We start from the raw sequence: 24,416 nt of genomic DNA, 5'->3' as shown, positions 1-24,416 counted from the left end.
GCGCGCTCAGCGCCGGCGCGAGCCGCGGCGCTGCGGCAGCGACACGATCGGCGCGGCGTCCGGCTCCGGCGCCGCCGGCGGCGCGGCCGGCGGCAGGCCCGCGCACTGGCACAGCATCTCCACCCACGCCGCCAGGTGCGCCGCCGCGTCCGGTGCGCCGTCCCCGGCCGCGCGCGACGGCTGCGGCGTCCAGGACGCCCGGATCTCGACCTTCGTCGTCGTGCCGCGCTCCGCCAGCCCGCCGAAGTGGTGCGAGGACGCGCGCGTCACCGTGCCGCTGGGCTCGCCGTAGCTCAGCCCGCGGGTGTCCAGCGCGCCGGTCAGCCAGGACCAGCACACGTCCGGCAGCAGCGGGTCCGCGGCCATCTCCGGCTCCAGCTCCGCGCGGAGCAGCGTGACGAAGCGGAACGTACCGCGCCAGGTGTCCTGCCCGTCCGGGTCGTGCAGCAGCACCAGCCGCCCGTCGGCGGGCTCGGCGTCCCCCTCCGCGCCCTCCTCGACGTCCGCCTCCAGGGCGTACGCGAACGGGGCGATGCCCCGCGGCGCACGCGTCGACCGCAGGGTCACTTCGGGTCGTACCGCAGCGGAGTCGAGCGCCTCGACGGCCCGCCGGAACGGGGGCGGCAGCGCTCCGCCCCCCGGCCGTCCTTCCGGGGGGCCATCGGGTTCGTCGACGAGGTGTCCAGGAGCCGCAACCATGCCCGGAAGACTAGGGGGCGCGGCGTGCAGAAGCGCTGCGGGACACCCGGGTGGCCGGATCTCGACTCCCACGCCCGTGCGAAGATGCTGGGGTGAGTGCCGACAGCGCCCCCCGCCCCTCCGCCACGTCCACCGCCGGTGCCGCTTCCACGGCCACCGCCCCCGCGGGCCCGGCCGCCGACTCCGCGTTCCTGCGCGCATGCCGGCGCGAACCGGTGCCGCACACACCCGTGTGGTTCATGCGGCAGGCGGGCCGGTCGCTGCCCGAGTACCGGCGGCTGCGCGAGGGCATCGCCATGCTCGACTCGTGCCGGCGGCCCGACCTCGTCACCGAGATCACGCTGCAGCCCGTACGGCGGCACGGCGTGGACGCCGCGATCCTCTTCAGCGACATCGTCGTGCCGCTCAAGGCCATCGGCGTCGACCTCGACATCAAACCGGGCGTCGGGCCCGTCGTCGCCCAGCCGGTCCGCAGCCGCGCGGACCTCGCGCAGCTCCGCCCGCTGGAGCCCGACGACGTGCCGTACGTGACCGAGGCCGTGGGCCGGCTGACGGAGGAGCTGGGCGCGACGCCGCTCATCGGCTTCGCCGGGGCGCCGTTCACGCTGGCCAGCTACCTGGTCGAGGGCGGCCCTTCGCGCAACCACGAGCACACCAAGGCGATGATGTACGGCGCCCCGGAGCTCTGGGCCGAGCTGGTCGGCCGGCTCGCGGGCATCACGGCGGCGTTCCTGCGGGTGCAGATCGAGGCCGGCGCCTCCGCTGTGCAGCTCTTCGACTCCTGGGCGGGCGCGCTGGCCCCCGCCGACTACCGGCGCGCGGTGCTGCCCGCGTCGGCCGAGGTCTTCGCGGCCGTCGCCGGGTACGGCGTGCCGCGTATCCACTTCGGCGTCGGCACCGGCGAGCTGCTGACCGCGATGGGCGAGTCCGGCGCCGACGTCGTCGGCGTCGACTGGCGGGTGCCGCTGGACGAGGCGGCGCGCCGCGCCGGCCCCGGCAAGGCGCTGCAGGGCAATCTCGACCCGGCGGTGCTCTTCGCGCCCCGCGAGGCGATGGAGGCCAAGGCCGGCGAGGTGCTTCAGGCGGCGGCGGGGCTGGAGGGGCACGTGTTCAACCTCGGCCACGGGGTGCTGCCGACGACGGACCCGGACGCGCTCACGCGGCTCGTGGAGTACGTGCACGAGTCCTCGGCCCGCTGACTCCGACCTGACTCCCGCCCGGCCGGTCCGCCCGTACGGGTTGCTGTCGGCAACGGGTCCGCAACACCCCGCTATCACGGCCGCGTTCGGAAAGATAGGACTGGCGCCCTGTACCCCCGATCGCGTAGAACACCGCCATGTGGGTGTGCTTCGCGCTCGTCGCCTGGGCGGCCGCGCTGCTGACGTGCGGGCGACTGGTCCTCGTCGGTTCCGTCGCCGCGGCACAGCCGGAGCCCGAGCCGGCGCAGGTCCGCAGGGCGCGTGAGCTGACCCTGTACGAGGCCGCCTTCCTCGCCGGCGGGCCGCGGCGGGTCGTCGACGTCACCCTGGTCGCGCTGGCGCGGGAGCGGCGGTTGCTGCTCGCGCACACCGGCTGGGCGACCGTCGCGGCGCCCGAGGGGCGCGACCCCGTCGAGCGGGCGGTGATCGCCGCCGCCGGGTCCGGCGGGCAGAACACGATTCCGGCCATCCGCGCCGCCGCCTCCGCCGCCGACGCGCTGCGCGACCTGGACGACGGCCTCGCCGCGGCCGGGCTCGCGGTGCCCGCGCCGATCCGGTCCGCCGTGCGCGCCGCGGTGCGGCAGGTACGGATCGCGGGGGTGGTGGTGCTCGGCGCCGGGACCGCCGCGCTGGCGCTGCGGCCACCGGAGCAGGAGCCGATCGCGGGCTGGTTCGTGCTGCCGCTGATACTTGTCTGCGGCTGTCTGGCGATAGCCCGGCTGGAGGTCGGCGAGTACACGCGCTGGGCCACGCCCGACGGCCGCGGGCTGCTCGCCACCCTCGACGAGGCGGATTCGCTGCTCACCGGACTCGCCGTCCACGGGCCCGCCGCGCTGCCCGACCCGGAGATGCGCGCCGCGCTCGCGCGCTAGGTCCCGTCCGGGCCGACGTGCACCGCGACACCCCCGCCCGGGTCCTTTACATCAGCAACTCCGCCAAGAATTATCACTTTTACCCTCTTTTACTCCCGTCGCGCACGCCGCTCCGCGCGGCCGTTCGCCACGCCTCATCGCCCCTCGCCACGCCTCGTCACGCCGGAAGGGCCCTTCGTGAGAGCAGCAGTGCTGTACGGAATCCTCGGTTCGCTCGCTCTCACCGGCCTCGCCGCGGCCCCCGCCGCCGACGCCGCACGCTCGGGCGCCCCCGCCCCCGCCCCCGCCCCCGCCCACGCCCCCGCCCCCGTCTCCCGGGCGGCCGAAGGGCCCGGGGCCCGCGGGGTCGCCGTCGCCGCCGCCCGCGCCGCGAAGGCCGGGGTCGACTACGGCCCCTGCCCGGCGGCGGAGGGGCTGCCGAATCCCATCGAGTGCGGCACCGTCGCCGTGCCGCTGGACTACGCGGATCCCGGCGGCCGGCAGCTCAAGCTCACCGTCAGCCACATCGGGGCCACGGGACCGCGCGCCGAGCGCCAGGGCAAGCTCGTCTTCAACCCCGGCGGACCCGGCGGTTCCGGCACGTACTTCCCGCTGCTGAGCCGTTCGCCGGAGTGGCGGCGGCTGGCCGAGGCGTACGACTTCGTCGGCTACGCCCCGCGCGGCGTCCAGCGCTCCGGCGCGCTGTCCTGCCAGAACCCCGGGGAGTTCATGAAGGCGCCGTCGAACACCTCCGAGCGACCCTCGGAGCGCGAGAAGCGCGCCCGGGTCGAGAAGGCGCGCGCGTACGCCGACGGCTGCGCGGAGATCGCGGGCCTGCGGCACTACACGTCCCTCAACAACGCCCGCGACCTCGACGTGCTGCGCGCCGCGCTCGGCGAGCGCAAGCTCACCTACCTCGGCGCCTCCTACGGCACCTACTTCGGCAGCCTGTACGCCGCCCTCTACCCGGACCACGTGCGCCGCATGGTCTTCGACAGCCCCGTCGACCCCGACCCGCGGCAGATCTGGTACGGCAACAACCTGCGCCAGTCCGCCGCGTTCGAGGAGCGCTGGGCCGACTGGCAGCGGTGGGTCGCCAAGCACGACGACGTCTACCACCTCGGCCGCACCCGGTGGGAGGTGGCGGCGGCGTACGAGCGGGCCCGGGAGACGATCGAGAAGGAGCCGGCCGGCGGGCGGGTGGGCACGGCCCAGTTGCAGGCGGGCTTCCTGCGTGCGGCATACGCCGACGGGTACTGGGCGCAGGCCGCCACCGCGCTCGCGGACTTCCTGGGCGGCAAGCAGAGGACGCTGGTGGAGTTCGCGGCCGACGACCCGTCGGACAACGCGGCGGAGGAGAACGGCAACGCCGTCTACACCGCCGTCGAGTGCAACGACGCGCCCTGGCCCACGGACTGGGAGACCTGGGACCGCGACAACAGCCGGCTCGCGCGCGTGGCGCCGTTCGAGACGTGGGCGAACGCCTGGATGAACCTGCCGTGCGCGTTCTGGACCGGCCCGCGGCAGCAGCCCCTCGACGTGCGCACCGACGCCGGCGAGCTGCCGCCGGTGCTCCTCCTCGCCGCCGAGCGCGACGCGGCCACGCCGTACGACGGCGCGCGGGAGCTCGCGCGGCGGCTTGGCGGCTCGGCGGACCTGGTGACGGAGAAGGACGCCGGGTCGCACGGGCTCGCCGGGGGCGGGAACGGCTGCGTCAACAAGCACGTCGACTCGTACCTGCTGACCGGCCGCACGCCCGGCGACGTGAGCTGCGCACCGCACCCGGAGCCGAAGGCGGAGCGGGGCGGGAAGCGGTCGGCAGCGCCGGGAACGGGCGGCCCGGCGCTCGCCTGAGGCCGGCGCGCCGGACCGGGGACCGCCGGCGCCGGGGTCAGGCGAGGGAGGCGACCAGCTCCGCGACCGGCTTGCGGCGGCCGGTGTAGAACGGCACCTCCTCGCGGACGTGCAGCCGCGCCTCGGACCCGCGCAGGTGGCGCATCAGGTCCACGATGCGGTGCAGTTCGTCGGCCTCGAAGGCGAGGATCCACTCGTAGTCGCCGAGGGAGAACGAGGGCACCGTGTTGGCGCGCACGTCCGGGAAGCCGCGGGCCATCTTGCCGTGGTCGGCGAGCATGCGGCGGCGGTCCTCGTCCGGCAGCAGGTACCAGTCGTAGGAGCGGACGAACGGGTACACGCTCACGTACGCGCGCGGGGTCTCGTCCGCGAGGAACGCCGGGATGTGCGACTTGTTGAACTCGGCGGGGCGGTGCAGCGCCATGTTCGACCAGACCGGCGCGAGGGCGCGGCCGAGGCGGGTGCGGCGGAAGAGGTTGTACGCCTCCTGCAGCGCGTCGGAGCTCTCCGCGTGCCACCAGATCATGACGTCCGCGTCGGCGCGCAGCCCGGACACGTCGTACGTGCCGCGCACGACGACGTCCTCCGCGGCGAGCTGCTCGAAGAGCTCGGTCACCTCGTCCGCGTAGCCCGCGCGGTCCTCGGGGAGGGCGTCGCGGAGCCGGAAGACGGACCAGAGGGTGTAGCGGATGACCTCGTTGAGGTCCTTGGCCTTCTTGCCGGCGTTCGCGGAGCGGGACGGAGCCGCGGGCGCGTCGGCCGGCGGGGGGGTTGCGTCACTCATGCGGTCATTGTCCCAGGGCGCCCCAGCAACTCGTCGGCGGCCCGGTGCGCGCTCGCGATGCAGGCGGGGATGCCCACGCCGTCGTAGAGCGCGCCGCACACCGCGAGCCCGGCGGGCAGCGTGCCGCGGATGCGGGCCACGCGGGCGTCGTGCCCGACCTCGTACTGCGGCAGGGCGCCGCGCCACCGGCTGACGCGGCTCGCGACCGGGCGGGCGGCGAGCCCGGTGGCGGCGCGGAGGTCGTCGAGAGAGGCGGTGACGAGGTCCGCGTCGTCCCGTTCGAGGGTCTTGTCGTCGTCGATGCGGCCGACGGAGGTGCGCAGGAGGAAGACGTCGTCGTCGCCGGCCCAGTGCCACTTGGCGGAGGAGAACGTCGACGCCTTGATGGTCCGCCCGTCGACCGGCGGCACGAGGAAGCCGGTCCCGGCGGGCAACTGGGCCTCGGCCTCCCGGCGGGGGAGGGCGAGGGTGATCAGCGCCATGGAGGCGTACCGCACCCCGTCGAACTCCGCGGCGGCCCGCGGCGCGACCCCCCGCACCAGCCGCGCGGCAGCGGCGGCCGGCACGGCGAGCACGACGGCATCGGCGTCGTAGGCCCGCCCCCCGGCGAGAACCCGCCACCGGGCGGGGGCGGGGCCGGGGAAACCTCCCCTGCGCTCCAGCGACGCGACCTCCGTGCCGAGGACGATCTCGCCGCCCGCCTCCCGCACCGCCTCCGCCACCGCCGCCGGCAGGCGGCCGACGCCGCCCTCGATGCCCATGAACACCGGCGCCCGCGACGGGCCCGCGGCCGCGCCGCGGGACTGCACCGCCCGCGCCGCGCCCAGCAGCGTCCGCTCCTCGCGCAGCGCCGCGAACAACTGCGGGACCGCGGCGCGCATCGACAGCCGGTACGCGTCGCCCGCGTACACCCCGCCCAGCAGCGGCTCCACCAGCCGGTCGGTGACCTCCGCACCCAGCCTTTCGGCGACGAACGCGCCGATCGCCACGTCCTCGCCCGGCTCCGCCGGCGGCAGCTCCGCCTCGCGGGCGACCCGCGACAGGCCCTCGGGAGACAGCACCTCCGCCGCCGCCAGCCGGTCCAGGTCGCCGGGGACGCCCATCACCTGGCCGCCGGGCAGCGGCCGCAGCCTGCCGCGGGTCCAGACCGCCGCGCCGCCCGCCGCCACCGGCTGCAGCGCGTCGGCGAGCCCCACCGCGCGGGCGAGGCCGACGGCCTCCGGGCGGCGCGCCAGCAGGGCCTCCGCGCCGAGGTCGGCCGGCACGCCGGCCACCTCGCCCGCGTGCAGCTTGCCGCCGAGCCGGGTGCCTGCCTCCAGCACCGTGACCCGCGCGCCGCCGGCCAGCAGCCGGTGCGCTGCGGCGAGTCCGGCGATGCCGCCGCCGATGACGACGACCCTGGGCGGCCCGGGCTCCGCGGGCTGTGCGCTGCTCATGCAAGCCACTGTCTCAGACCGCCGCGGACACGCCGTGCGAGCCTGTGGACATCCCGCGCCGACGCCCCGCGTACGAGACCCCCGGAGGCGACGGCGAACGAGCCCGCCGCGCGCCACCGAAGCCCTCGCACGCACCCGCCGGGACCCTCGCCCGGCGCGCCGCGCCCTCCGCGTAGTCCGATCGTGACCCTTCCGGGACCCGCCGTCCCGAACCTCCGCGCCCGCCGCCCCGTCGAAGCAGCACAGACCCGACACCTGGGGGGTTCGACGATGCCCGCACGTATCAGCACCAGACCCGCGCTCGCCGCCGCGCTGCTCGCCGCCGCACTCGCCGTCGGCGGCTGCTCCGGCAGCGGGGCGGACTCCGCCGACGGCGGCTCCGCCCGTGACGACGCCAAGGCGCAGGGGGCGGCACCGCGCGAAGACGGCGGCGCCGACGCCGGCGGTGACTCCGCCGACTCGTCCGCACCCCGCGGCGGCGCCACCGCCGCCGAGGGCGTCGCCCTCGCGCCGCAGGCCCTCGTCCGCACCGCCGCGATCACCATCCGTACCAAGGACCTGGCCGGAGCCGCCGACTCCGCCCGCACGCTCGCCGAGGGCGCCGGCGGCTACGTCGGCGACGAGTCGACCAGCCAGGAGCCCGGCGCCCCCGCGCGCGCCAGGCTCACCCTGCGGGTCCCCGCGGGGGAGTACGACGCCGTCCTCGGCGACCTCGCGGAGCTGGGCCGCGTCGTCGACCGCGACGTGGAGGTGAAGGACGTCACCGACGAGGTCGTGGACGTCGACAGCCGGGTACGGTCCCAGCGCGCGAGCGTCGCACGCATCAGGGACCTGATGGACGACGCCACGAAACTCGCTGACGTCGTCACCCTGGAGGGGGAACTCGGCACCCGCCAGGCCGACCTGGAAGCGCTCCTCGCCCAGCAGTCCTCGCTCAAGGAGCGCACGGAACTCGGCACGATCACCCTGGAGCTGCGCCGGCCCGCCGCAGCGCCCCCGGCGGACGAGGACGACGGCACCGGCGTCACCGACGCGCTGGCCGGCGGCTGGGACGCCTTCGTCACGGGCCTGCGCGGGGTGCTGATCGCCGTTTCCGCGTCGCTGCCCTTCGCCGCGCTCCTCGTCCTGCTCGCCCTTGCCTGGCGGTGGCTGCGCGGCCGGCTGCCGCGCCGGCACATCGCCCCGCCGCCCAGTCCCTTCCCCGGGCAGCCGACACCCCAGGGCGGCGAGCCGGAGTAACCCGTCGTAGCGTGTCCTGCACGGCGACGAAAGGGAGCGTCATGGGGGCCAAGCAGCGGATGGTGGTCATCGGCGGCGATGCGGCGGGCATGTCCGCGGCGTCGCAGGCACGCCGGATGCGGACGCCGGACGAGCTGGAGATCACCGCGTTCGAGCGCGGCCGGTTCACGTCGTACTCCGCCTGCGGGATCCCGTACTGGGTCGGCGGCGAGGTCCCCGAGCGGGACCAGCTCATCGCCCGTACCCCGGAGGAGCACCGCGCGCGCGGCATCGACCTGCGGATGCGCACCGAGGTCACGGAGATCGACCTCGACCGGCAGTGCGTCCGCACCCGTGCCCTCGACGAGGAGGCCGGCGCACAGGAGCGCTGGCACGGCTTCGACCACCTCGTCATCGCCACCGGCGCCCGGCCGCTGCGCCCGCCGCTGCCCGGTATCGACGCTCCCGGAGTGCACGGGGTGCAGAGCCTGGACGACGGCCAGGAGCTGCTGGACCGGCTGGAGAAGCAGCAGGTGCGGCACGCGGTCGTGGTGGGCGCCGGGTACATCGGGGTGGAGATGGCGGAGGCGTTCTGCCACCGCGGGATCCACGTCACCGTGCTGGAACGCGCAGAACAGCCCATGAACACCCTCGACCCCGACATGGGCGGGCTGGTGCACGAGGCGATGAACGGCAACGGCATCGGGATCGTCACCGGCGCCGAGGTCACCGAGATCCTCACCGGCACGGACGGCGAGGTGCGCGGCGTGGCCACGGCCAACGGCGAGTATCCGGCGGACGTCGTCGTCCTGGGCCTCGGAGTGCGCCCGGAGACCGGGCTCGCGCGGGACGCGGGGCTGCCGCTGGGCGAGTCCGGCGGGCTGCTGACGGACCTGGCGATGCGGGTGCGGGGGCAGGAGAACGTGTGGGCGGGCGGCGACTGCGTGGAGGTGCTCGACCTGGTCTCGGGCCGCGAGCGGTACATCCCGCTGGGGACGCACGCCAACAAGCACGGGCAGGTCATCGGCCGCAACGTCGGCGGCGGCTTCGGCACGTTCCCCGGCGTGGTCGGCACGGCCGTCAGCAAGGTGTGCGATCTGGAGATCGCCCGTACGGGTCTGCTGGAGGCGCAGGCGCGCGAAGTGGGCCTGCAGTACGTGACGGTGACCATCCGGTCGACCAGCCGCGCCGGTTACTACCCGCGGGCCGCGCTGATGCACGTCAAGATGCTCGCGGAGCGGCGCACGGGGCGGCTGCTCGGGGTGCAGATCGTCGGCCGCGAGGGCGCGGGCAAGCGCGTGGACATCGCGGCGGTGGCGCTGACGGCGGGCATGACGGTGGAGCAGATGACGGCCCTGGACCTGGGGTACGCGCCGCCGTTCTCGCCGGTGTGGGACCCGGTGCTGGTCGCGGCGCGCAAGGCGGCGGCGGCCGTCGCGGAGGACGCACGTGAGACAGACGGCGGCTGACGCGACGGCGGCCCGGCTCGCCCGGCCTGTACGGGCCGGGTGAGCCGGATCCGGGAGCCGCTGCTCGGCGGCACGCTGGTGGCGCTGGGCGTGCGGGGTGGCGGAGTAGCGGCGCCGGCCGCGCCCGCGCCCGTATGCGCGCGTGCACCGCGAGGGGCGTCTTACGCGCGCGTGCCCGTACGGCCGCCGCGGGTCAGCCGGTACGGAGCGCGGGGTGGTCGGCGACGACCGTGCAACTGCCCGCCGCGATCTCCGTGTACCCGGCGTCCCTGACCACCGGCAGCCCGCTCGCGACCAGCTCCGCCCAGTGCTCCGGCGCGGCCGTGCGGACGGCGAGGGGGAAGCCGGCGGCGCGCCAGGCCGCGCGCTCCTCGTCGCCCAGCTCCCACCAGGCGAGCTGGGCGCCGTGGCCCGCCTGGGCCATGGCCTTGCCCGCGGTCATGCCGAGCCCCGTCGCCAGCCACAGCACCGGGACGCCGGCCGGGGGCGAGGAAGGGGGCTCGGGATCGTCGAGGTCGGTGCCGGAGACCTGGAGCCGGGCGAGGTCCTTGGGCCAGCCGTCGAGCGGTACGGGCGGGAAGACCCGCACCTCGGCGGCACCGGGCCCGGGGGCCGGGCCGTCCGCAGCGCCCCCGCCGGCCGCCGACGTCACCGTGATCCCGGGCAGCGCCTCCGCCCGGCGCCACTCCGCGCCCCGGGCCCGCCGCACCACCTTGCGGATCCGCGCGTCCTGCCAGTCCCGTACCGCCCGGGCCCAGGGGCCCTCGCCCGTGCTGCGCTCGTCCGCCAGCAGGACCAGCACCGCCCGCGCCGCCGTCTGGAGGGCGTCGGTGCGCGTGGGCGGGCCGGTGCGCTCGATGCGTACGACGAGGGGGAGGACGAACTGCGGCAGGTCGTCGCGGCTCACCGCCTCGTGCTGGAAGGGGCTGGTCTCGGTGCCGGTCACACGATCAAGTGTGCCAGGGGCGCAGCCCGCTTGGCGGAGGAAGGGATTCCGGCGGATCATGCCCGTATGCGCAGTGATTTGTTCGCTAAGGAAAACATGGCCGAGCCTGCCACGCAGGTCGGCATGACTCTGCAGAACGCCAAGTCGATCAAGTACGCCGTCAACGGCGAGTGCCTGGCCCGGCAGGGCGCGATGATCGCCTACCGGGGCAATCTGCAGTTCGAGAAGAAGGGCCAGGGGGCGGGGCAGTTCCTCAAGCGCGCGGTCACCGGCGAGGGCCTGGCGCTCATGTCGGTGAAGGGGCAGGGAGAGTGCTGGTTCGCGCTGAGCGCGGCCAACTGCTTCATCCTGGACTTCGACCAGCCGAACGACAGCCTCACACTCAACGGGCGCAACGTGCTGTGCTTCGACTCGACGCTGTCGTACGACATCAAGGTGGTCAAGGGCGCGGGCATGGCGGGCGGCGGGCTGTTCAACAGCGTCTTCACCGGCCAGGGCCGGCTGGGCGTGGTGTGCGACGGCACCCCGATCGTCATCCCCGTCTCGCCTGGCTATCCGGTCTTCGTCGACACCGACGCCGTCGTCGGCTGGAGCACCCAGCTCCAGACGGGGCTGCACCGCTCGCAGAGCTTCGGGTCGATGATCCGCGGCGGCTCCGGCGAGGTCATGCAGCTCCGGCTGGACGGCGAGGGCTTCGTCGTGGTGCGGCCGAGCGAGACCGGCGCGGGGGCGCCCACCGGGTGACCGGGGACGCCGCGGCGGGGGGGGGCGAGGGTGCCGCCGCGGCCCGTCCCGTACGGGCCTCAGCGCGCCGCCATCAGCTCGGAGACCCTGGCGAAGCCGTAGCCGCGCCGGCGCAGCTCCGGCACGATCTCGCGCACCGCCTGCTCGGTGACCGGCGCCGCGCTGCGCGTGACGTGCAGGACCACCACGGAACCCGGCCGCACCCGCGTCAGCACCTCCTCCGCCACCGCGCCCGGGTCGGTGGCGAACGCGTCGCCGCTGGGGACGTCCCACTGCACGGCGGTCACGCCCGTCGGGGCGAGGGCGCGCAGCGCCGCGTCGTCGTAACAGCCGCCGGGGAAGCGGAAGTACGGGACGGGCGCGGGCACGCCCGCGCGGCGCAGTTCGGCGAAGGTCCGCTCGACCTCGGCGCGCATGGTGCCGGGGTCGACCCCGGGCAGGCCGTAGCAGGGGGTGGCGAAGGCGCGATGGCTGTAGGAGTGGTTGGCCACCTCGAAGAGGGGGTCGCGGCCGATGGCGCGGGCCTGGCCGGGGTAGCGGGCGGCCCAGGTGCCGGTCATGAAGACGGTCGCGGGCACCTTCAGCTGCCGTAGCGCGGCGATGAGACCGGGGTTGTCGAACCGCTCGCCGGCGTCGGCGCGGTCGTGCTGGTCGGCCATCATGTCGGCGTCGAAGGTGAGCGCGACGCGCTTGCCGCCCACGCCCCCGCGCGCGCCGTGCCGCCACACCGGCGCGAGCCCCGCGCGGGCCGCCTTGGCCTCCCCGTGCGCCTTCTCGCGCGCCCCGCCGCGCGCCTCGCGCAGGGTCCCGCCCCGGGCCCCGCCCTCCGGCTCCTTCGGCGGTCGCGCCGTCCCGTACGCGGCCGGGTGGTCGCTGTGCTCCCGGGCCGCGGGCGCGCCGACCGGTGCCGGGGGAGCGGAGGGCGCGGACGGCTGGGCGCACGCCGGGAGGAAGAGGGCGAGCAGCGCGACGAGGGCCGCGCGGGCGGGGCGCGGGCGCCGGAAGTCGATCATGCGGGGAGCGTAAGAGCGCTTCCGGGGGCGCGCGCGCCGGAGCGAGCGCCCGGGTGAACGGGCTACGACACGCCGCGGCGCCGGCCCGGCGGCGGACGGGTCTGAACCGGTCCTCCGCCGTGCCGGCGCCGGGCGCCGTGCCGATGCCGCCTCGTGCGGCGCTACCTGCCGGGCGGGCTACCGCCAGGGGCCGGTGATGGCGAACGTGGTGCCGGGCGCGTAGCAGTTCACGTACATCGTCCGGCCGTTCGGCGAGAAGGTGACGCCGGCGAACTCGCCGTACTCCGGGTCCTCCGCGCTGCCCGTGTTCTGCCGGTTGCGCGCCACCGCGAAGACCTCGCCGCGCCGCGAGACCCCGTACACGTGCTGCTCGCCGCCGCCGTCCTCGCAGAGGAAGAGGCCGCCCGTCGGCGACAGGGCGATGTTGTCGGGGGACTCGCCGGGGGTGTCGACGCCGTGGTCGGGGCCGAAGCGGATGACGAGCTTCAGCTCGTTGGTCCGCGGGGTGTAGCGCCACACCTGGCCGAAGTGGTCGCCGCCCGAGCCCTCGGAGGACTTGGCGAAGCTGGAGACGAAGTAGACCGACGTGCCGCCCCAGTAGCAGCCCTCCAGCTTCTGCGCGTGCGACATGGGGCGCCCGAAGTCCTGGTGGCGGATCGGGGTCTCGGCCGCCAGCGGGTCGGGGACCTCGATCCACTCGACGTTGTCGAACGTGGTGCCGATCTCCTCGACCACCGACAGATCCGGCACGTCCGGCACCCGCATGGCCTGCAGCTCGCCGCCGGCCCGCAGGGAGCCGAGGCCGCCCTTGGGCTTCTTCGGCAGGAAGCGGTAGAAGAGCCCGAACGGATGCTGGAAGGCGTCCTCCGTCTCGTAGACGACGCCGTTGGACGGGTCGAAGGCGACGGCCTCGTGCTGGAAGCGGCCCATCGCGGTGAGCGGCTCGGCACCGCTCTCGTGCGGGTCGACGGGGTCGACCTCGAAGATGAAGCCGTGGTCCTTGGTGTACCCGTTGGTGCCGGCCTTGTCCTCGGTCTCCTCGCAGGTCAGCCAGGTGCCCCAGAGGCTGGGCCCGCCGGCGCAGTTGACCGCGGTGCCGGCGATGCCGACGCGCTCGCCCTCGAGTTCGCCGTCCCTGCCGACCTCCAGCACGGTGCAGCCGCCCATGCCCATCGGGTCGTACGTGAGGCCGTCGACGGCGGGGACGCGGTGGGTCGCGGTGGGGCGGTTCTCGTGGTTGCGGACGAGCCGGACGTCTCCGCCGCGGGCGCGGAAGGCGGCCATGCCGTCGTGGTTGCTGGGCACGGCGCCCTCGCCGGAGAGCAGTTGGTCGCCCTCGCGGGAGAGCACCCGGTACTCGAAGCCCTTGGGGAGGTCGAGGAGGCCGTTGGGGTCGGGGACGAGCGGGCCGTAGCCGGCGTCCTGCGGGGCGTGCGCGGCGGCGGTGCCGGCGTACAGCTCGGAGACGCTTCCGGTGAAGGCGATGCCGGCGCCCAGCGCGCCGGTACGGGCGAGAACCTGACGTCGTGTTGCAGCCATGCGGAAAGACCAACTCCCTGCTGACGGACAGGAAAACGGTGACCCGACCGTGTGTACCACTCGGTGAACTGAAAGTGAACCAGGTGAGAGGTGTGTGAAGGGTCTACTCCTGTGGCGGCAGTGTGCCGCCGCTGCCGCCGACCGCCGCGGAGTCGTCCGTGCTGTCCCGTTTTTCCACGTCAGAGCGGGCGTCGCGGGCCAGCGCGGTGAGCCGGGATATCGCGCGAAAGTACTTCTTGCGGTACCCGCCGGCGAGCATGTCGTCGCCGAAGAGCCGGTCGAACGGCACGCCGGAGGCGAGCACGGGTATCTCCCGGTCGTACAGCCGGTCCGCGAGCACCACGAGCCGCAGCGCCGTCGCCTCGTCGGCCACCGGCCGCACGCCGGTCAGGCAGACGGTGCGTACGCCGTCGGTGAGCGCGCCGTAGCGGCTGGGGTGGACCCGCGCGAGGTGGCCGAGGAGGTCGGGGAAGGCGTCGAGCGTCGCCCCGGGGACGGTGTGGGCGGCGCGGCCGACGGCTTCGTCGGTCAGCGGGGCGGGGGCTGCTGGCAGCCCGCGGTGGCGGTAGTCCTCGCCGTCGATGCGCAGCGGGCGGAAGCGGTCCGCCAGGCCCTGTATCTCGCGCAGGAAGTCGGCCGCGGCGAAGCGGCCCTCGCCCAGCTTGCCCGGCAGGGTGTTGGAGGTGGCGGCCAGCGCGACGCCGGAGTCGACGAGCTTGCCGAGGAGGCTGGAGACCAGCACGGTGTCGCCGGGGTCGTCCAGCTCGAACTCGTCGATGCACAGCAGCCGGTGGTCCCCGAGGGTGCGTACCGTCTGCTGGAAGCCCAGCGCGCCCACCAGGTTCGTCAGCTCGACGAAGGTGCAGAAGCCCTTCAGCTCGGGCGCCGCCTCGGTGGCGTGCCAGAGGGAGGCCAGCAGGTGCGTCTTGCCGACGCCGAAGCCGCCGTCCAGATACACCCCGCGCGGCCCGGCGGGCTCCTTCGGCGCCCGCCGCCACCAGGGCCGCCGGCCGCCCACCGCGGTGGCGCCGCCGCCGAGCCCGGCGGCGAAGGCGGCGAGGGCGCGTACGGCCTCCGCCTGACTGGGGCGGGCCGGGTCCGGCACGTACGTCGAGAAGCGCACCGCGTCGAAGCGCGGCGGCGGCACCAGCTCGGCGACCAGCCGTTCGGCGGGCACGCGCGGCTCGCGGCCGGTGAGCACGCCCGGGGCTATGCCGCCGGGCGTGTCGGCGATGGAGGCGGAGGCGGAAGGGGACACGTTCTCACTGTACGGTCGATGCCTCGGCAAGCCGTACACCAGTACGTCATGCCACACTGCCGCATATGCGCCGCCTGCTGCCCGTACCCGCAGATCCGTCCGCCCTCGCCGACCGCGAGTGGTCCCTGGACGAACTCGCGGACGCCTACGCATACCCCCCGGGGGACGGCGTCTGGCTGCGGGCCAACATGGTCAGCTCCGTCGACGGCGCCGCGGCCTTCGACGGGCGCTCCCAGCCGCTGTCGTCCCCGGCGGACATGCGCCTCTTCGGCGTGCTGCGGGCGCTGGCCGACGTGGTGGTCGTGGGTGCAGAAACGGTACGCCTGGAGGGGTACCGGCCGGCCCGCGTCCGCGAGGCGTTCGCCGCCCGCAGGGCCGTGGCGGGCCAGACCCCCGCGCCGCCCGTCGCGGTCCTCACCGCCTCCTTCGACCTGGACTTCTCGCTGCCGCTCTTCACCGCGCCGGCCGTGCCGACGCTGCTGCTCACGGGCGCACAGGCGCCCGCGGAGCGGGTCGCCGCGGCCCGGGCGGCGGGGGTGGAGGTCGTGGTCGCGGGGGAGGGCCGGGGCGCAGACCCGGCGGCGGCCGTCGCCGCGCTCGCGGAGCGCGGGCACCGGCGGCTGCTGACGGAGGGCGGCCCCTCGGCGCTGGGCCGCTTCGCCCGGGCGGGGGTGCTCGACGAGCTGTGCCTGACCCTGGCGCCCCGGGTGGCGCTGGGAGACGGGCCCCGGATCATGCACGGCACCGCCTCGGCGGCGGAGCCGCTGGGCCTCGGCCTGGAGTCGGTCATGGAGGAGGCCGGCTTCCTGTTCACGCGTTACCGTCGGTTCTGACAATCTGCGGAATATCACGTTCCGCTTAGCCGTGCTGGGGCAGACTGAGTCGGCAGGATCGTTTCTGACGTGGTCTGTGTGCCTGTGCGGAAGAAGGGCGTTCATCGTGTTCACCACCGTCCTGATGATCGAGAAGCCGCTCGCACCCGTGGATGTGGAGATGGTCACCACGCTCCACGGTCAGGAGCCCGTCAGCTTCGTCGTGCTGCTGCAACCCCGCGGCGACCAGGGAGTGCTGTTGCGGGCGCTCGACGACGTAGCCCTCGGAGAGCTTGAGGACGCGGTCCGCGAGACGGACGAGCCGGAGGGGCGCGAGGCGCTGCCCACCGCCAAGCTGGCGCTGGAGCACTCCCTGCAGGCGCTGCGCGAGAAGGGAGCGGAGGCCGTCGGCGAGATCGTCGACCGGCACCCGCTCGACCTGCTGCAGTCCGTCGTGGAGCAGACGCAGGCCGACGAGGTCATCGTGCTCACCGCGCCGCACCTGGTGGAGGAGTTCTTCCACCGCGACTGGGCCTCCCGGGCCCGCCACAAGGTCGGCGTGCCGGTGCTGAAGCTCTTCGCGCACGAAGGCTGAACCCGGCCGCGCGCCGGGACGGGGGCCACGCGCCGCCCGCGCCCGGCGGCGGCACCGGACTGTCGGTGCGGGGTGCGAGAATCGTCGCGTCCCACCCGAGCCCAAGGAGCGCACCACATGACCCCGGGGATCCCGCCCACGCTGGAGAGTCCGCACTTCGTAGGCATCGGCGGCGCCGGTATGTCGGGCATCGCGAAGATCCTCGCCCAGCGCGGCGCCGCCGTCGCCGGCAGCGACGCCCGCGAGTCCGGCACGGTCGCCGCGCTCCGCGAGCTGGGCGCCGTCGTGCACCTCGGCCACGCCGCCGGGCACCTGGACCCCGGGGCCAGCGCCGTCGTCGTCTCCTCCGCCATCCGCGAGGACAACCCCGAGCTGGCCGCCGCCCGCGCGCGCGGGCTGCCCGTCGTGCACCGCTCCGACGCGCTCGCCGCCGTTATGGACGGGCTGCGCCCCATCGCCGTCGCCGGCACCCACGGCAAGACGACGACCACCTCGATGCTCGCCGTCGCACTGCGCAGCCTCGGCCGCGACCCGTCGTATGCCATCGGGGGCGATATCGACGCCCCCGGCTCCAACGCGCACCACGGCACCGGCGACCTCTTCGTCGCCGAGGCGGACGAGAGCGACCGCAGCTTCCACAAGTACGCGCCCGAGGTCGCCATCGTCCTCAACGTCGAGCTGGACCACCACGCCAACTACGCCTCGCTGGAGGAGATCTACGCCTCCTTCGAGACCTTCGCCGCCCGCATCGTCCCCGGCGGCACCCTCGTCGTCTCCGCCGACCACCCGGGCGCCCGGGAGCTGACCGGGCGGCTGGCCGCGAGCGGCGTACGTACGGTGACCTACGGCGAGTCGCCCGACGCCGACGCGCGCGTGCTCTCCGTCACCCCCAAGGGTCTGGCCAGCGAGGTCGCCGTGGTGCTCGACGGCGCCAAGCTCACCTTCGGCGTCTCCGTCCCCGGCCGCCACTACGCCCACAACGCCGTCGCAGCCCTGGCCGCAGGCGCCGCGGCCGGCGTGCCCGCCGCGGAGCTGGCGCCCGCGCTGGCGTCCTTCACGGGCGTCGGCCGGCGGCTGCAGCCCAAGGGCACGGCGGGGGGCGTCCGGGTCGTGGACACGTACGCGCACCACCCCACGGAGATGAGCGCCGACCTGGAGGCCGTGCGGGCCGCCGCGGACGACGGCCACGGCGGCCGCTCCGGCCGCATCCTCGTCGTCTTCCAGCCGCACCTGTTCTCGCGCACCCGCGAGCTGGGCACCGAGATGGGCCAGGCCCTCGCGCTCGCCGACGCCTCCCTGGTGCTCGGCATCTATCCCGCCCGCGAAGACCCCATCCCCGGCGTGACCAGCGACATCATCATCGATGCCGCCCGCGCGCAGGGCGCGGACGTCACCTTCGCGCCCGACATGGCCGCCGTCCCCGGCCTCGTCGCCGGAATGGCGAAGCCCGGTGATCTCGTTCTCACCATGGGGGCAGGGGACGTCACCGAGCTGGGACCCCGGATCCTGTCCCGACTGGAGGGCTGAGATGACATACGAGGTCGACAAGCCGGACGAGCAGTGGCGCGCGGAGCTGTCGCCCGAGGAGTACCGCGTGCTCCGGCGGGCGGGCACGGAACCCGCCTTTACCGGCGAGTACACCGACACCAAGACCGAGGGCGTCTACGAGTGCCGGGCCTGCGGCGCGGAGCTCTTCCGCTCCACGGAGAAGTTCGAGAGCCACTGCGGCTGGCCGAGCTTCTACGACCCCGCGCAGAGCGAGGCCGTCGAGCTGCTGGAGGACCGCTCCCTGGGCATGGCCCGTACCGAGGTGCGCTGCGCCCGCTGCGGCTCCCACCTGGGCCACGTCTTCAGCGGCGAGGGCTACCCGACGCCGACCGACCAGCGCTACTGCATCAACTCCGTCTCCCTGCGGCTGCTGCCCGCCGGTGATTCCAGCGGGCAGTAACCGCCGGGCCCCCGGGCCCGCCCCCGATACGCGCGGGCCCGGGAGGCGCGAGAGCGCCCCGCGTCAGTCCTCGACGCGTGCGAACGGGGTCGGGGTCTCGCCCGTCCAGCGGTAGAGGTAGACCTCGCCCTCCTGCTTGCGCACGCCGTCCTCGGTCACCGCCCGGCCCTCGGCGACGTAGTAGCGGCCGTCGCCCAGCGCGTCGATGCCGTAGTTGCCGTGGAACTCCCAGCCGCGCACGCCCGTCGCCGGGTCGTTCAGGCCCGCGTCGCGCAGCGTGAGGAGCTTGCCCTCCTCGGGCTTCGCCTGGCCCTTGATCTCGCCGCGCACCGGCTTCTTCGAGCCGTCGACGGTGAAGAACGAGTAGTTCGGGAAGCCCTCCTTCACCCCGTCGTAGACCGCCATGATCCAGTTGCGGGTGTACGGGTCGTACTGGAGGTTCTGCACGCCATAGGTGGTGTTGCCGGTGTACGCGAAGTACTTGCCGTCGGTCCGCTTCGGGCCGCTGCGGTGCGGTTCCGCCTGCGACAGCGGGCGCTCGTAGCGGCGCCAGTCGCGCACGTCGTATTCCAGGATGACCTGGTGGTCGTTGTCCGCGCGCGTGGTGTTGGAGTACACGCCGTACGCGACCATCAGCTTCTGCACCCCGCCGCGCTTGCCGAACTCCGGGCCGAAGGAGACGCCGTCGATGCCGGAGCAGCCGTAGCGGTGGTCGGGGGTGTTCGCGGTGTCGCCGTCGAAGACACCGTCGCCGTTCATGTCGGCGGTGAAGTCCGCGACGACCTCGTCGAGGTGCACGGCGGTCATCACGCCGTCGGTCTCGGCGTTCATGCCGACCCGGTCGATCTTGTCCACGTCGAAGACGGCGATGTAGAACGCCTCTTCCGCCTTGTACTCGAGCGAGCCGTAGACGCGGCCGTCGCGGTCGCTGAGGTCGATTTCGCCGAGGTGCCCGGTGAGGCCCTCGACGGTGCCGATCACGTTGCCGTCGAGGTCGGTCTTGACCAGCATCTGCGTGAACGACCAGTAGACGAAGTTGCGTTCGGTGTCGACGGTGACGCCCTGGACGTGGCTCGTCGGCCACGCGCCGCCTTCGATGTGGGTGGGCAGGTCGGGCGGGAGCGGCTTGGCCGCGGGGGCGGCGGCGGGTGCGGTGGCGGCCGCGAAGCCTGCCGGGGCGGCGGTGAGCAGGAGGGCGGGGACGGCTATGCCGGCGACGACGGCCGCTCTGGCCGTACGGTACTTGCCGCGCATGCGGGTTCCTTTCCACGGGTTCATCGGTTACGCACTTCCGGATTCGCGCAGTGGATCAAGGGCCGGCCGGCCAGGTGGTGGCCGACCTCGGTGGCGACCATGCCGGCCGCGTTGTGGGCGGTCTGGCGGCTGGCGCCGGCCAGGTGGGGGGTCGTCACGACGCCCGGGGTACGGGGCAGTCGCGAGTCAGCGGGCAGCGGTTCGACGGGGAACACGTCGAACGCGGCGCCGAAGAGCCGGCCTTCGTCGAGGGCGTCGCAGACCGCGTCGTAGTCGACGAGGGAGCCGCGGGCGCAGTTGACGAGGACGGCGCCGGCGGGCATGAGGCCGATCAGCTCGCGGGAGATCAGCCCCTCGGTCTGCGGGGTGGCGCGGGCATGCACGGTGACGAAGGCGGAACGGTTCATCAGCTCGGGCAGCTCGACCAGTTCGTCCGGCGCGATGGCCGCCGCCTCGGCGAACGGGTCGGCGACGAGCACGCGGGCGCCGAAGCCGCGGGCGATACGGGCCACGCGGGAGCCGATGGCGCCGTAGCCGACGATGCCGACCGTGCTGCCCGCCAGCTCCGGGCCGACGGCCTCGTAGCGGTAGTAGTCGCCGCGCCAGACGCCGGCCGCCAGGTCCGCGTGGGTGGCGGGGACCCGGCGGGCGGCGGCCAGCATCAGGGCCACGGTGTGCTCGGCGGTGGCGGTGGCGTTACGGCCGGGGGCGTAGGTGACGGCGACGCCGTGGCGGGTGGCGGCGTCCAGGTTGGCGTTGACGGGGCCGCCGCGGCTGACGCAGAACAGCCGCAGGGCCGGGCTCGCGGCGAGGATCCGCTCGGTGAGCGGCGCCATCTGCGTCACACAGATCTCGGCGCCGTCCAGGGCCTCGATGAGCTGGTCCTCCGTGCCCGACGCCTCCTTCACCTCGGCCACCGGGCCGAACGGCTCGACGGGCCAGGGCAGGGTGAGTTCGCGGACGTCGGCGTCGGGGGCGACCGGGCGGAGCCGGTCGCGGAGCAGGTCGTTGCGGACGAAGTGGTCGCCGGCGGCGAGGATGGTGGTCACGCGGGGACTCCCGGGGTCACGGGGCGGTTCAGCGTCAGCAGCGAGGGCGTGCCGTCGCTGAGGACCAGCTCGTTGAGGGCGCAGTTGGCCAGGTGGGGGAAGCGACGGCGGTAGTCGCGCAGCGGCAGGTCGAGCAGCCGGCAGAGGGTGAGCCGGATGGCGGTGGAGTGGGCGACGACGAGTATCCGCCCGTCGCTCTCCTTGCCGCCCGTCTGCTTGCCGTCGCCCTGCGCACCGGTGTCGTGCTCCGCGCGCAGGTCGGCGAGGAAGGCCACGTACCGCTCGACGACCGCCGCCGGATCCTCCCCCTCGGGGAAGTGGCTGGCCACCGGGTCGGCCTCGAACGACGCCACCGCCTCGGGCATCCGCTCGCGCATCTCGGCGCGGGTCAGCCCCTCGGCGACGCCGAAGTCCAGCTCGCGCAGGCGCGGGTCGAGGTGGAGCGGCAGCCCCGCGGCCGCCGCGCTGCCCGCCGCCGTCTGCCGGCAGCGCAGCATCGGCGAGGACCATACGGCCGTAAGCCCCGCCTGCGCCGCCCAGTCGGCGAGGGCGGCGGCCTGGTCGCGGCCGTGGTCCGTGAGGTCGATGTCGGTGGCGCCCGCGTAGCGGTTCTCGCCGTGCCAGACGCTCTCCCCGTGCCGGACGAAGATGACGTTGAGGCTCATGACGCGGTCCTCTCTCGTGCGTGGGCCGCGACGACCTCGGGCAGCCAGCCGCGCCGGGCCAGCAGGTCGACGAGCCGGACATAGCCCTCGTCGTGGGCGGATCGGTACGGGTCGCGGGGCTCGACGGTGCGGTCGGCCCGGACCATCGCGGCGGCGGCGCGGTCCAGGGCGCCGCCCGCGGCGGGGCTGCCGGCGGCGCCGCCGGAGTCGGTATCGGTGCCGGTGCCGTCGAGGGCGGCGGCGGCCAGGACGGCCATCCCCAGCGCCGGCTGCGCGTGGCGCGGCAGCGTCACCGGGCGGCGCAGGACGTCGGCGCGGAGCTGGTTCCACACCGGGTTGCGGGTCGCGCCGCCGGTGAGGACGACGGCCCCGGTGGCGGGCGCGCCGAGCAGGTCGGCGTAGTCGAAGCAGAGCCGCTCGACGTACGCGGCCCCCTGGAGCAGCGCCGCGAAGTCCTCGGCCGGGCCCGCCGCCTCGCGGCTGCGGAACGCCGTCGCCTCTGGCGCGACGAACGGGAACCGCTCCCCGGGCGAGACCAGCGGATAGCGCAGCAGCCCGGTCGGCAGCAGCTCCGCCGCCCCGGCCGTCAGCCGGTCCAGGTCGGCGCCCGCGAACTCCCGCGCCACCAGCCCGGCCCCGACGCTGGACGCGCCGCCCGGCAGCCAGGTGCCCGCGGGCGAGCGGTGCGAGTACATGACGCCCGCCGGGTCGTGGACCAGGTCCGCGGTCACGCCCTTGAGCACCAGCGTGGTGCCCATGACGGAGTTCCAGCTCCCCACCGCCGTGGCCCCGGAGCCCAGTTGGGCGGCGCAGCCGTCGGTCATCCCGGCGACCACCGGGGTGCCCGCGCGCAGGCCGGTCTCCGCCGCCGCGGCGGCCGAGACCTCCCCGAGCACGGTCCCCGGCGGCACCAGTCCCGGCAGCACCCCGGCCGGGATGCCGAGGTCCGCGAAGACCTCATCGGGCCAGGTCACGGTGGCGGCGTCGGCGCCGGTCTTGAGCGCGTTGCTGGTGTCGGCCGGTACGTCGTGGCCGACGAGCCGGCGGTTGACCACGTCGTTCTGGTGGGCGAGCCGCCAGCCGTCCGCGGCGGCCCGCGGATGCCGGTCGAGCAGCCAGCGCAGCTTCGGCAGCCCCCAGGAGCGCTGCATCCGCCGGTAGCCGGCCCGGGTCCACTGCGCCTCGCCGGCCTCGTTGACCTTCTCGGCCTCGGCGGCGGCGCGCCCGTCGTCGTACATCAGCGCGGGCGTGACGGCGCGCCCGCGGCGGTCGGTGAGGGTGACGGTGCCGGAGGTGGCGTCGACGGCCACGGCGCGGATCCGGCGCGGGTCCGCGCCCGCCGCGCGGGCCTGCCCGACCGCGGCGCAGACCGCGTGCCACCACTCGTCCGGGTCCTGCTCGTGGCGGCCGTCGCGCCGGTCGCTGGTGAGCGGGGCCGTGCCCGTGCCGAGCAGGTGCCCGGCGGAGTCGGCGGCCACCGCGCGGACGCCCTGTGTGCCCAGGTCGATGCCGAGCCAGGCGTCCGGAGCCGGGTGGGTCATGCGCCGGCTCCACCCGCGTGCGCGGATCCGGTCCCGCCGGCCGTACGCTCCCGGCCCAGCGCCCACACCGGCCGGTGCAGGTCGCGCAGTTCCAGGAACTCGGCGTAGCGGCCGTCCGCGGCGCGGGCGGGGTCCGGTTCGTACGACGCCGCGATACGCACCCGGTGCGCCGCCGCCGTCGCGAAGTCCGGCTCCCGGCCGGTCGCGACGGCGCCGGTCAGCCACGCGCCGCGGGCGCCGATCTCGGTGTCGGCGGGGACCGCCACCGGTACGCCCGTGACGTCGGAGATCAGCCGCATCCAGAACCCGCTGCGGGTGCCCCCGCCGCTGAGCGTCAGCAGACCGGGCTCCGCGGGTGAGGCCGCGAGGCAGTCGCGGATCGCCAGGGTGACCCCCTCCACCACCGCGCGCGCCACGTCCTCGCGGCCGCTGTCCAGCGACAGTCCGGTCAGCGAGCCGCGGGCGGCCGGGTCGAAGAACGGCGCGCGCTCGCCGGCGGGGGAGAGGTACGGCATGAACCGCACCCCCGCGGTGTCCGCGGAGCCGCGCTCGGCCAGCTCCATCAGCTCGGCGGCGGAGGAGAGACCGAGGAGCCTGGCGCCCCAGTCGAGCATGTCGCCGCCGCTCATCGTGGGGAAGGCGCGCAGGTAGTGGCCGGGCACGCCGAGCGGGACGGTGATGCCCACCGGGGTGTCCGCGGGGCCGGGCGCGGGGGGCGCGTCGGTGACGATCTCGGTGGAGAGCGTGGTACCGAGGATGGTGCACGCGCGGCCCGCGCTGACCGCGCCCGAGCCGATCGCGGTGGCGCAGATGTCGTACGGGGCGAGCACCACGGGGATGCCCTCCGGCAGCCCGGTCTCGGCGCCGGCGGCGGCGCCGAGGGGGGTGACGCGGTGGTCGTCGTCGCGCAGCGGCGGCAGCAGCTCGCGGGCCCACTCCACCCCGTACAGCTCGAACAGCCGGTCCGACCAGGTGCGCCCGGCGATGTCCAGGAACGGCGCCGCGGCCTCCGACTCGTCCACGGCGGGCTGCCCGGTGAGCTTGTAGAAGAGCCAGCCGCCGCAGGTCAGCAGGTGCCGGGAGCGGGCGGCGCGGTCCGGGTCGTGCGCGCGCAGCCACGCCAGGACCGCGTTCGGCATGCCGGTGGACAGCCGCGAGCCGCAGATGCGGAACGCCTCGTCCACGGTCCCGTCCCGCTCCCAGTCGCCGACGATGCCGGCGGCGCGGCCGTCGTTCCAGAGCACCGCGGGGCCGGTGGGCCGGCCCGCGCCGTCGATCAGCCAGGCTCCGTCACCCTGCCCGGTCACCGCGACGAACGCGGGCGGCGCGGGCAGCGCGGCGACCACCTCCCGTACGGCGGAGGCCACCGCGTCCCACACGTCGGTCATGTCCTGCTCGGCCCAGCCCGGCCGGGGCCGCGTCACCCGCGTCGGGCGCCGGCCGACCGTCAGCTCCGCGCCGTCCGGGCCGTAGCCGACGACCTTGACGACGGTGGTGCCGGCGTCGATCGCGAGGGCGGTCAGGTCCGCTTCACCCATGTCG

Annotated in this window: 22 protein-coding genes; 10 read left to right on the top strand and 12 right to left on the bottom strand. The window is 75.2% G+C overall.

From position 1 onward, the window contains the following. Positions 1 to 6: 6 nt before the first annotated feature. Positions 7 to 699, bottom strand: a complete 693-nt coding sequence (locus FB457_RS09325) for a DUF3000 domain-containing protein (RefSeq protein WP_047018648.1) — start codon at positions 697 to 699, stop codon at positions 7 to 9. A gap of 191 nt (positions 700 to 890) precedes the next feature. On the opposite strand from FB457_RS09325, the gene hemE reads away from it, so the two are divergent. From hemE to FB457_RS09310, 3 genes are all read left to right on the top strand, one after another. Further along, positions 891 to 1,898, top strand: coding sequence for a uroporphyrinogen decarboxylase (hemE, locus tag FB457_RS09320; protein WP_253911655.1), 1,008 nt, complete (start codon positions 891 to 893; stop codon positions 1,896 to 1,898). A 137-nt stretch (positions 1,899 to 2,035) separates the two neighbouring features. Then, positions 2,036 to 2,770, top strand: coding sequence for a TIGR04222 domain-containing membrane protein (locus FB457_RS09315; RefSeq protein ID WP_145781463.1), 735 nt, complete (start codon positions 2,036 to 2,038; stop codon positions 2,768 to 2,770). 177 nt (positions 2,771 to 2,947) lie between these two features. After that, a complete protein-coding gene (locus tag FB457_RS09310; RefSeq protein WP_486588967.1) occupies positions 2,948 to 4,603 on the top strand; it encodes an alpha/beta hydrolase in 1,656 nt (551 codons plus the stop codon). A gap of 37 nt (positions 4,604 to 4,640) precedes the next feature. Here FB457_RS09310 and hemQ read toward each other — a convergent pair whose 3' ends face one another. Together hemQ and hemG are read right to left on the bottom strand one after the other, a co-directional pair. Continuing rightward, a complete protein-coding gene (gene hemQ / locus FB457_RS09305; protein ID WP_047018652.1) occupies positions 4,641 to 5,387 on the bottom strand; it encodes a hydrogen peroxide-dependent heme synthase in 747 nt (248 codons plus the stop codon). Next, on the bottom strand, positions 5,384 to 6,823 hold the full coding sequence (gene hemG, locus FB457_RS09300; RefSeq protein WP_145781461.1) for a protoporphyrinogen oxidase: 1,440 nt from the start codon (positions 6,821 to 6,823) through the stop codon (positions 5,384 to 5,386). The genes hemQ and hemG overlap by 4 nt, the downstream gene beginning before the upstream one ends. A 270-nt stretch (positions 6,824 to 7,093) precedes the next feature. On the opposite strand from hemG, the gene FB457_RS09295 reads away from it, so the two are divergent. Both FB457_RS09295 and FB457_RS09290 read left to right on the top strand, forming a co-directional pair. Continuing rightward, entirely contained in the window at positions 7,094 to 8,062 is a 969-nt protein-coding gene (locus FB457_RS09295) for a DUF4349 domain-containing protein (RefSeq protein WP_145781459.1), read from the top strand. A 41-nt stretch (positions 8,063 to 8,103) separates the two neighbouring features. Further along, positions 8,104 to 9,510, top strand: coding sequence for an FAD-dependent oxidoreductase (locus FB457_RS09290; RefSeq protein WP_047018655.1), 1,407 nt, complete (start codon positions 8,104 to 8,106; stop codon positions 9,508 to 9,510). A 193-nt stretch (positions 9,511 to 9,703) separates the two neighbouring features. On the opposite strand, the gene FB457_RS09285 is transcribed toward FB457_RS09290, so the two are convergent. Next, entirely contained in the window at positions 9,704 to 10,456 is a 753-nt protein-coding gene (locus FB457_RS09285) for a peptidyl-tRNA hydrolase (RefSeq protein ID WP_486588966.1), read from the bottom strand. Between the two features lie 66 nt (positions 10,457 to 10,522). On the opposite strand from FB457_RS09285, the gene FB457_RS09280 reads away from it, so the two are divergent. Then, on the top strand, positions 10,523 to 11,200 hold the full coding sequence (locus tag FB457_RS09280; RefSeq protein ID WP_047018657.1) for an AIM24 family protein: 678 nt from the start codon (positions 10,523 to 10,525) through the stop codon (positions 11,198 to 11,200). A gap of 59 nt (positions 11,201 to 11,259) precedes the next feature. On the opposite strand, the gene FB457_RS09275 is transcribed toward FB457_RS09280, so the two are convergent. The 3 genes from FB457_RS09275 to zapE all read right to left on the bottom strand — a co-directional run bounded on the left by FB457_RS09275 (position 11,260) and on the right by zapE (position 15,010). Further along, a complete protein-coding gene (locus FB457_RS09275; protein ID WP_047018658.1) occupies positions 11,260 to 12,213 on the bottom strand; it encodes a polysaccharide deacetylase family protein in 954 nt (317 codons plus the stop codon). Between the two features lie 177 nt (positions 12,214 to 12,390). Beyond that, on the bottom strand, positions 12,391 to 13,752 hold the full coding sequence (locus tag FB457_RS09270) for an alkaline phosphatase PhoX (protein WP_145781455.1): 1,362 nt from the start codon (positions 13,750 to 13,752) through the stop codon (positions 12,391 to 12,393). A 103-nt stretch (positions 13,753 to 13,855) separates the two neighbouring features. Continuing rightward, positions 13,856 to 15,010 (bottom strand): cell division protein ZapE, encoded by a 1,155-nt coding sequence (zapE, locus tag FB457_RS09265; RefSeq protein WP_145781453.1) that lies wholly within the window; start codon positions 15,008 to 15,010, stop codon positions 13,856 to 13,858. Positions 15,011 to 15,075: 65 nt separating this feature from the next. Between zapE and FB457_RS09260 the strand changes: the two genes are divergently transcribed. From FB457_RS09260 to msrB, 4 genes are all read left to right on the top strand, one after another. Next, positions 15,076 to 15,843: a pyrimidine reductase family protein gene (locus FB457_RS09260; protein WP_047018661.1), complete on the top strand. Its 768-nt coding sequence runs from the start codon at positions 15,076 to 15,078 to the stop codon at positions 15,841 to 15,843. Between the two features lie 106 nt (positions 15,844 to 15,949). Then, a complete protein-coding gene (locus FB457_RS09255) occupies positions 15,950 to 16,417 on the top strand; it encodes a hypothetical protein (protein WP_047018662.1) in 468 nt (155 codons plus the stop codon). Positions 16,418 to 16,534: 117 nt separating this feature from the next. Next, positions 16,535 to 17,944, top strand: a complete 1,410-nt coding sequence (gene murC, locus FB457_RS09250; protein WP_145781451.1) for a UDP-N-acetylmuramate--L-alanine ligase — start codon at positions 16,535 to 16,537, stop codon at positions 17,942 to 17,944. 1 nt (position 17,945) lies between these two features. Continuing rightward, complete coding sequence (gene msrB / locus FB457_RS09245; protein WP_047018664.1) at positions 17,946 to 18,365, top strand: peptide-methionine (R)-S-oxide reductase MsrB; 420 nt, start codon at positions 17,946 to 17,948, stop codon at positions 18,363 to 18,365. A gap of 63 nt (positions 18,366 to 18,428) precedes the next feature. On the opposite strand, the gene FB457_RS09240 is transcribed toward msrB, so the two are convergent. Genes FB457_RS09240 through FB457_RS09220 form a run of 5 tightly spaced genes read right to left on the bottom strand, consistent with a single transcriptional unit; the run spans position 18,429 to position 24,412 of the window. Next, positions 18,429 to 19,619, bottom strand: a complete 1,191-nt coding sequence (locus FB457_RS09240; RefSeq protein ID WP_145781450.1) for a hypothetical protein — start codon at positions 19,617 to 19,619, stop codon at positions 18,429 to 18,431. Between the two features lie 20 nt (positions 19,620 to 19,639). Further along, positions 19,640 to 20,668, bottom strand: a complete 1,029-nt coding sequence (locus FB457_RS09235) for a 2-hydroxyacid dehydrogenase (protein ID WP_047018666.1) — start codon at positions 20,666 to 20,668, stop codon at positions 19,640 to 19,642. After that, on the bottom strand, positions 20,665 to 21,333 hold the full coding sequence (locus FB457_RS09230) for a histidine phosphatase family protein (RefSeq protein ID WP_047018667.1): 669 nt from the start codon (positions 21,331 to 21,333) through the stop codon (positions 20,665 to 20,667). The genes FB457_RS09235 and FB457_RS09230 overlap by 4 nt, the downstream gene beginning before the upstream one ends. Next, the gene (locus FB457_RS09225; protein ID WP_047020470.1) at positions 21,330 to 22,874 is read right to left on the bottom strand and encodes an FGGY-family carbohydrate kinase; all 1,545 of its coding nucleotides are present in this window, start codon (positions 22,872 to 22,874) and stop codon (positions 21,330 to 21,332) included. The genes FB457_RS09230 and FB457_RS09225 overlap by 4 nt, the downstream gene beginning before the upstream one ends. Then, positions 22,871 to 24,412 carry an FGGY-family carbohydrate kinase gene (locus FB457_RS09220; RefSeq protein ID WP_047018668.1) on the bottom strand — a complete coding sequence of 514 codons (1,542 nt, stop codon included), beginning with the start codon at positions 24,410 to 24,412 and terminating at the stop codon, positions 22,871 to 22,873. The genes FB457_RS09225 and FB457_RS09220 overlap by 4 nt, the downstream gene beginning before the upstream one ends. Positions 24,413 to 24,416 lie beyond the last annotated feature (4 nt).

The sequence above is a fragment of the Streptomyces sp. CNZ287 genome (genome assembly GCF_007827615.1).
The sequence above is the reverse complement of the archived record's forward strand: the minus strand, read 5'-3'. Positions and strand labels throughout refer to the sequence as shown.

Excerpts from the sequence above, each read along its gene's own strand:
- FB457_RS09325 (WP_047018648.1), bottom strand. The coding sequence starts at position 699 with ATGGTTGCGGCTCCTGGACACCTCGTCGACGAACCCGATGGCCCCCCG.
- FB457_RS09315 (WP_145781463.1), top strand. The coding sequence starts at position 2,036 with ATGTGGGTGTGCTTCGCGCTCGTCGCCTGGGCGGCCGCGCTGCTGACG.
- hemQ (WP_047018652.1), bottom strand. The coding sequence starts at position 5,387 with ATGAGTGACGCAACCCCCCCGCCGGCCGACGCGCCCGCGGCTCCGTCC.
- hemG (WP_145781461.1), bottom strand. The coding sequence starts at position 6,823 with ATGAGCAGCGCACAGCCCGCGGAGCCCGGGCCGCCCAGGGTCGTCGTC.
- FB457_RS09295 (WP_145781459.1), top strand. The coding sequence starts at position 7,094 with ATGCCCGCACGTATCAGCACCAGACCCGCGCTCGCCGCCGCGCTGCTC.
- FB457_RS09290 (WP_047018655.1), top strand. The coding sequence starts at position 8,104 with ATGGGGGCCAAGCAGCGGATGGTGGTCATCGGCGGCGATGCGGCGGGC.
- FB457_RS09280 (WP_047018657.1), top strand. The coding sequence starts at position 10,523 with ATGCGCAGTGATTTGTTCGCTAAGGAAAACATGGCCGAGCCTGCCACG.
- FB457_RS09275 (WP_047018658.1), bottom strand. The coding sequence starts at position 12,213 with ATGATCGACTTCCGGCGCCCGCGCCCCGCCCGCGCGGCCCTCGTCGCG.
- FB457_RS09270 (WP_145781455.1), bottom strand. The coding sequence starts at position 13,752 with ATGGCTGCAACACGACGTCAGGTTCTCGCCCGTACCGGCGCGCTGGGC.
- FB457_RS09260 (WP_047018661.1), top strand. The coding sequence starts at position 15,076 with ATGCGCCGCCTGCTGCCCGTACCCGCAGATCCGTCCGCCCTCGCCGAC.
- murC (WP_145781451.1), top strand. The coding sequence starts at position 16,535 with ATGACCCCGGGGATCCCGCCCACGCTGGAGAGTCCGCACTTCGTAGGC.
- msrB (WP_047018664.1), top strand. The coding sequence starts at position 17,946 with ATGACATACGAGGTCGACAAGCCGGACGAGCAGTGGCGCGCGGAGCTG.
- FB457_RS09240 (WP_145781450.1), bottom strand. The coding sequence starts at position 19,619 with ATGCGCGGCAAGTACCGTACGGCCAGAGCGGCCGTCGTCGCCGGCATA.
- FB457_RS09230 (WP_047018667.1), bottom strand. The coding sequence starts at position 21,333 with ATGAGCCTCAACGTCATCTTCGTCCGGCACGGGGAGAGCGTCTGGCAC.
- FB457_RS09225 (WP_047020470.1), bottom strand. The coding sequence starts at position 22,874 with ATGACCCACCCGGCTCCGGACGCCTGGCTCGGCATCGACCTGGGCACA.
- FB457_RS09220 (WP_047018668.1), bottom strand. The coding sequence starts at position 24,412 with ATGGGTGAAGCGGACCTGACCGCCCTCGCGATCGACGCCGGCACCACC.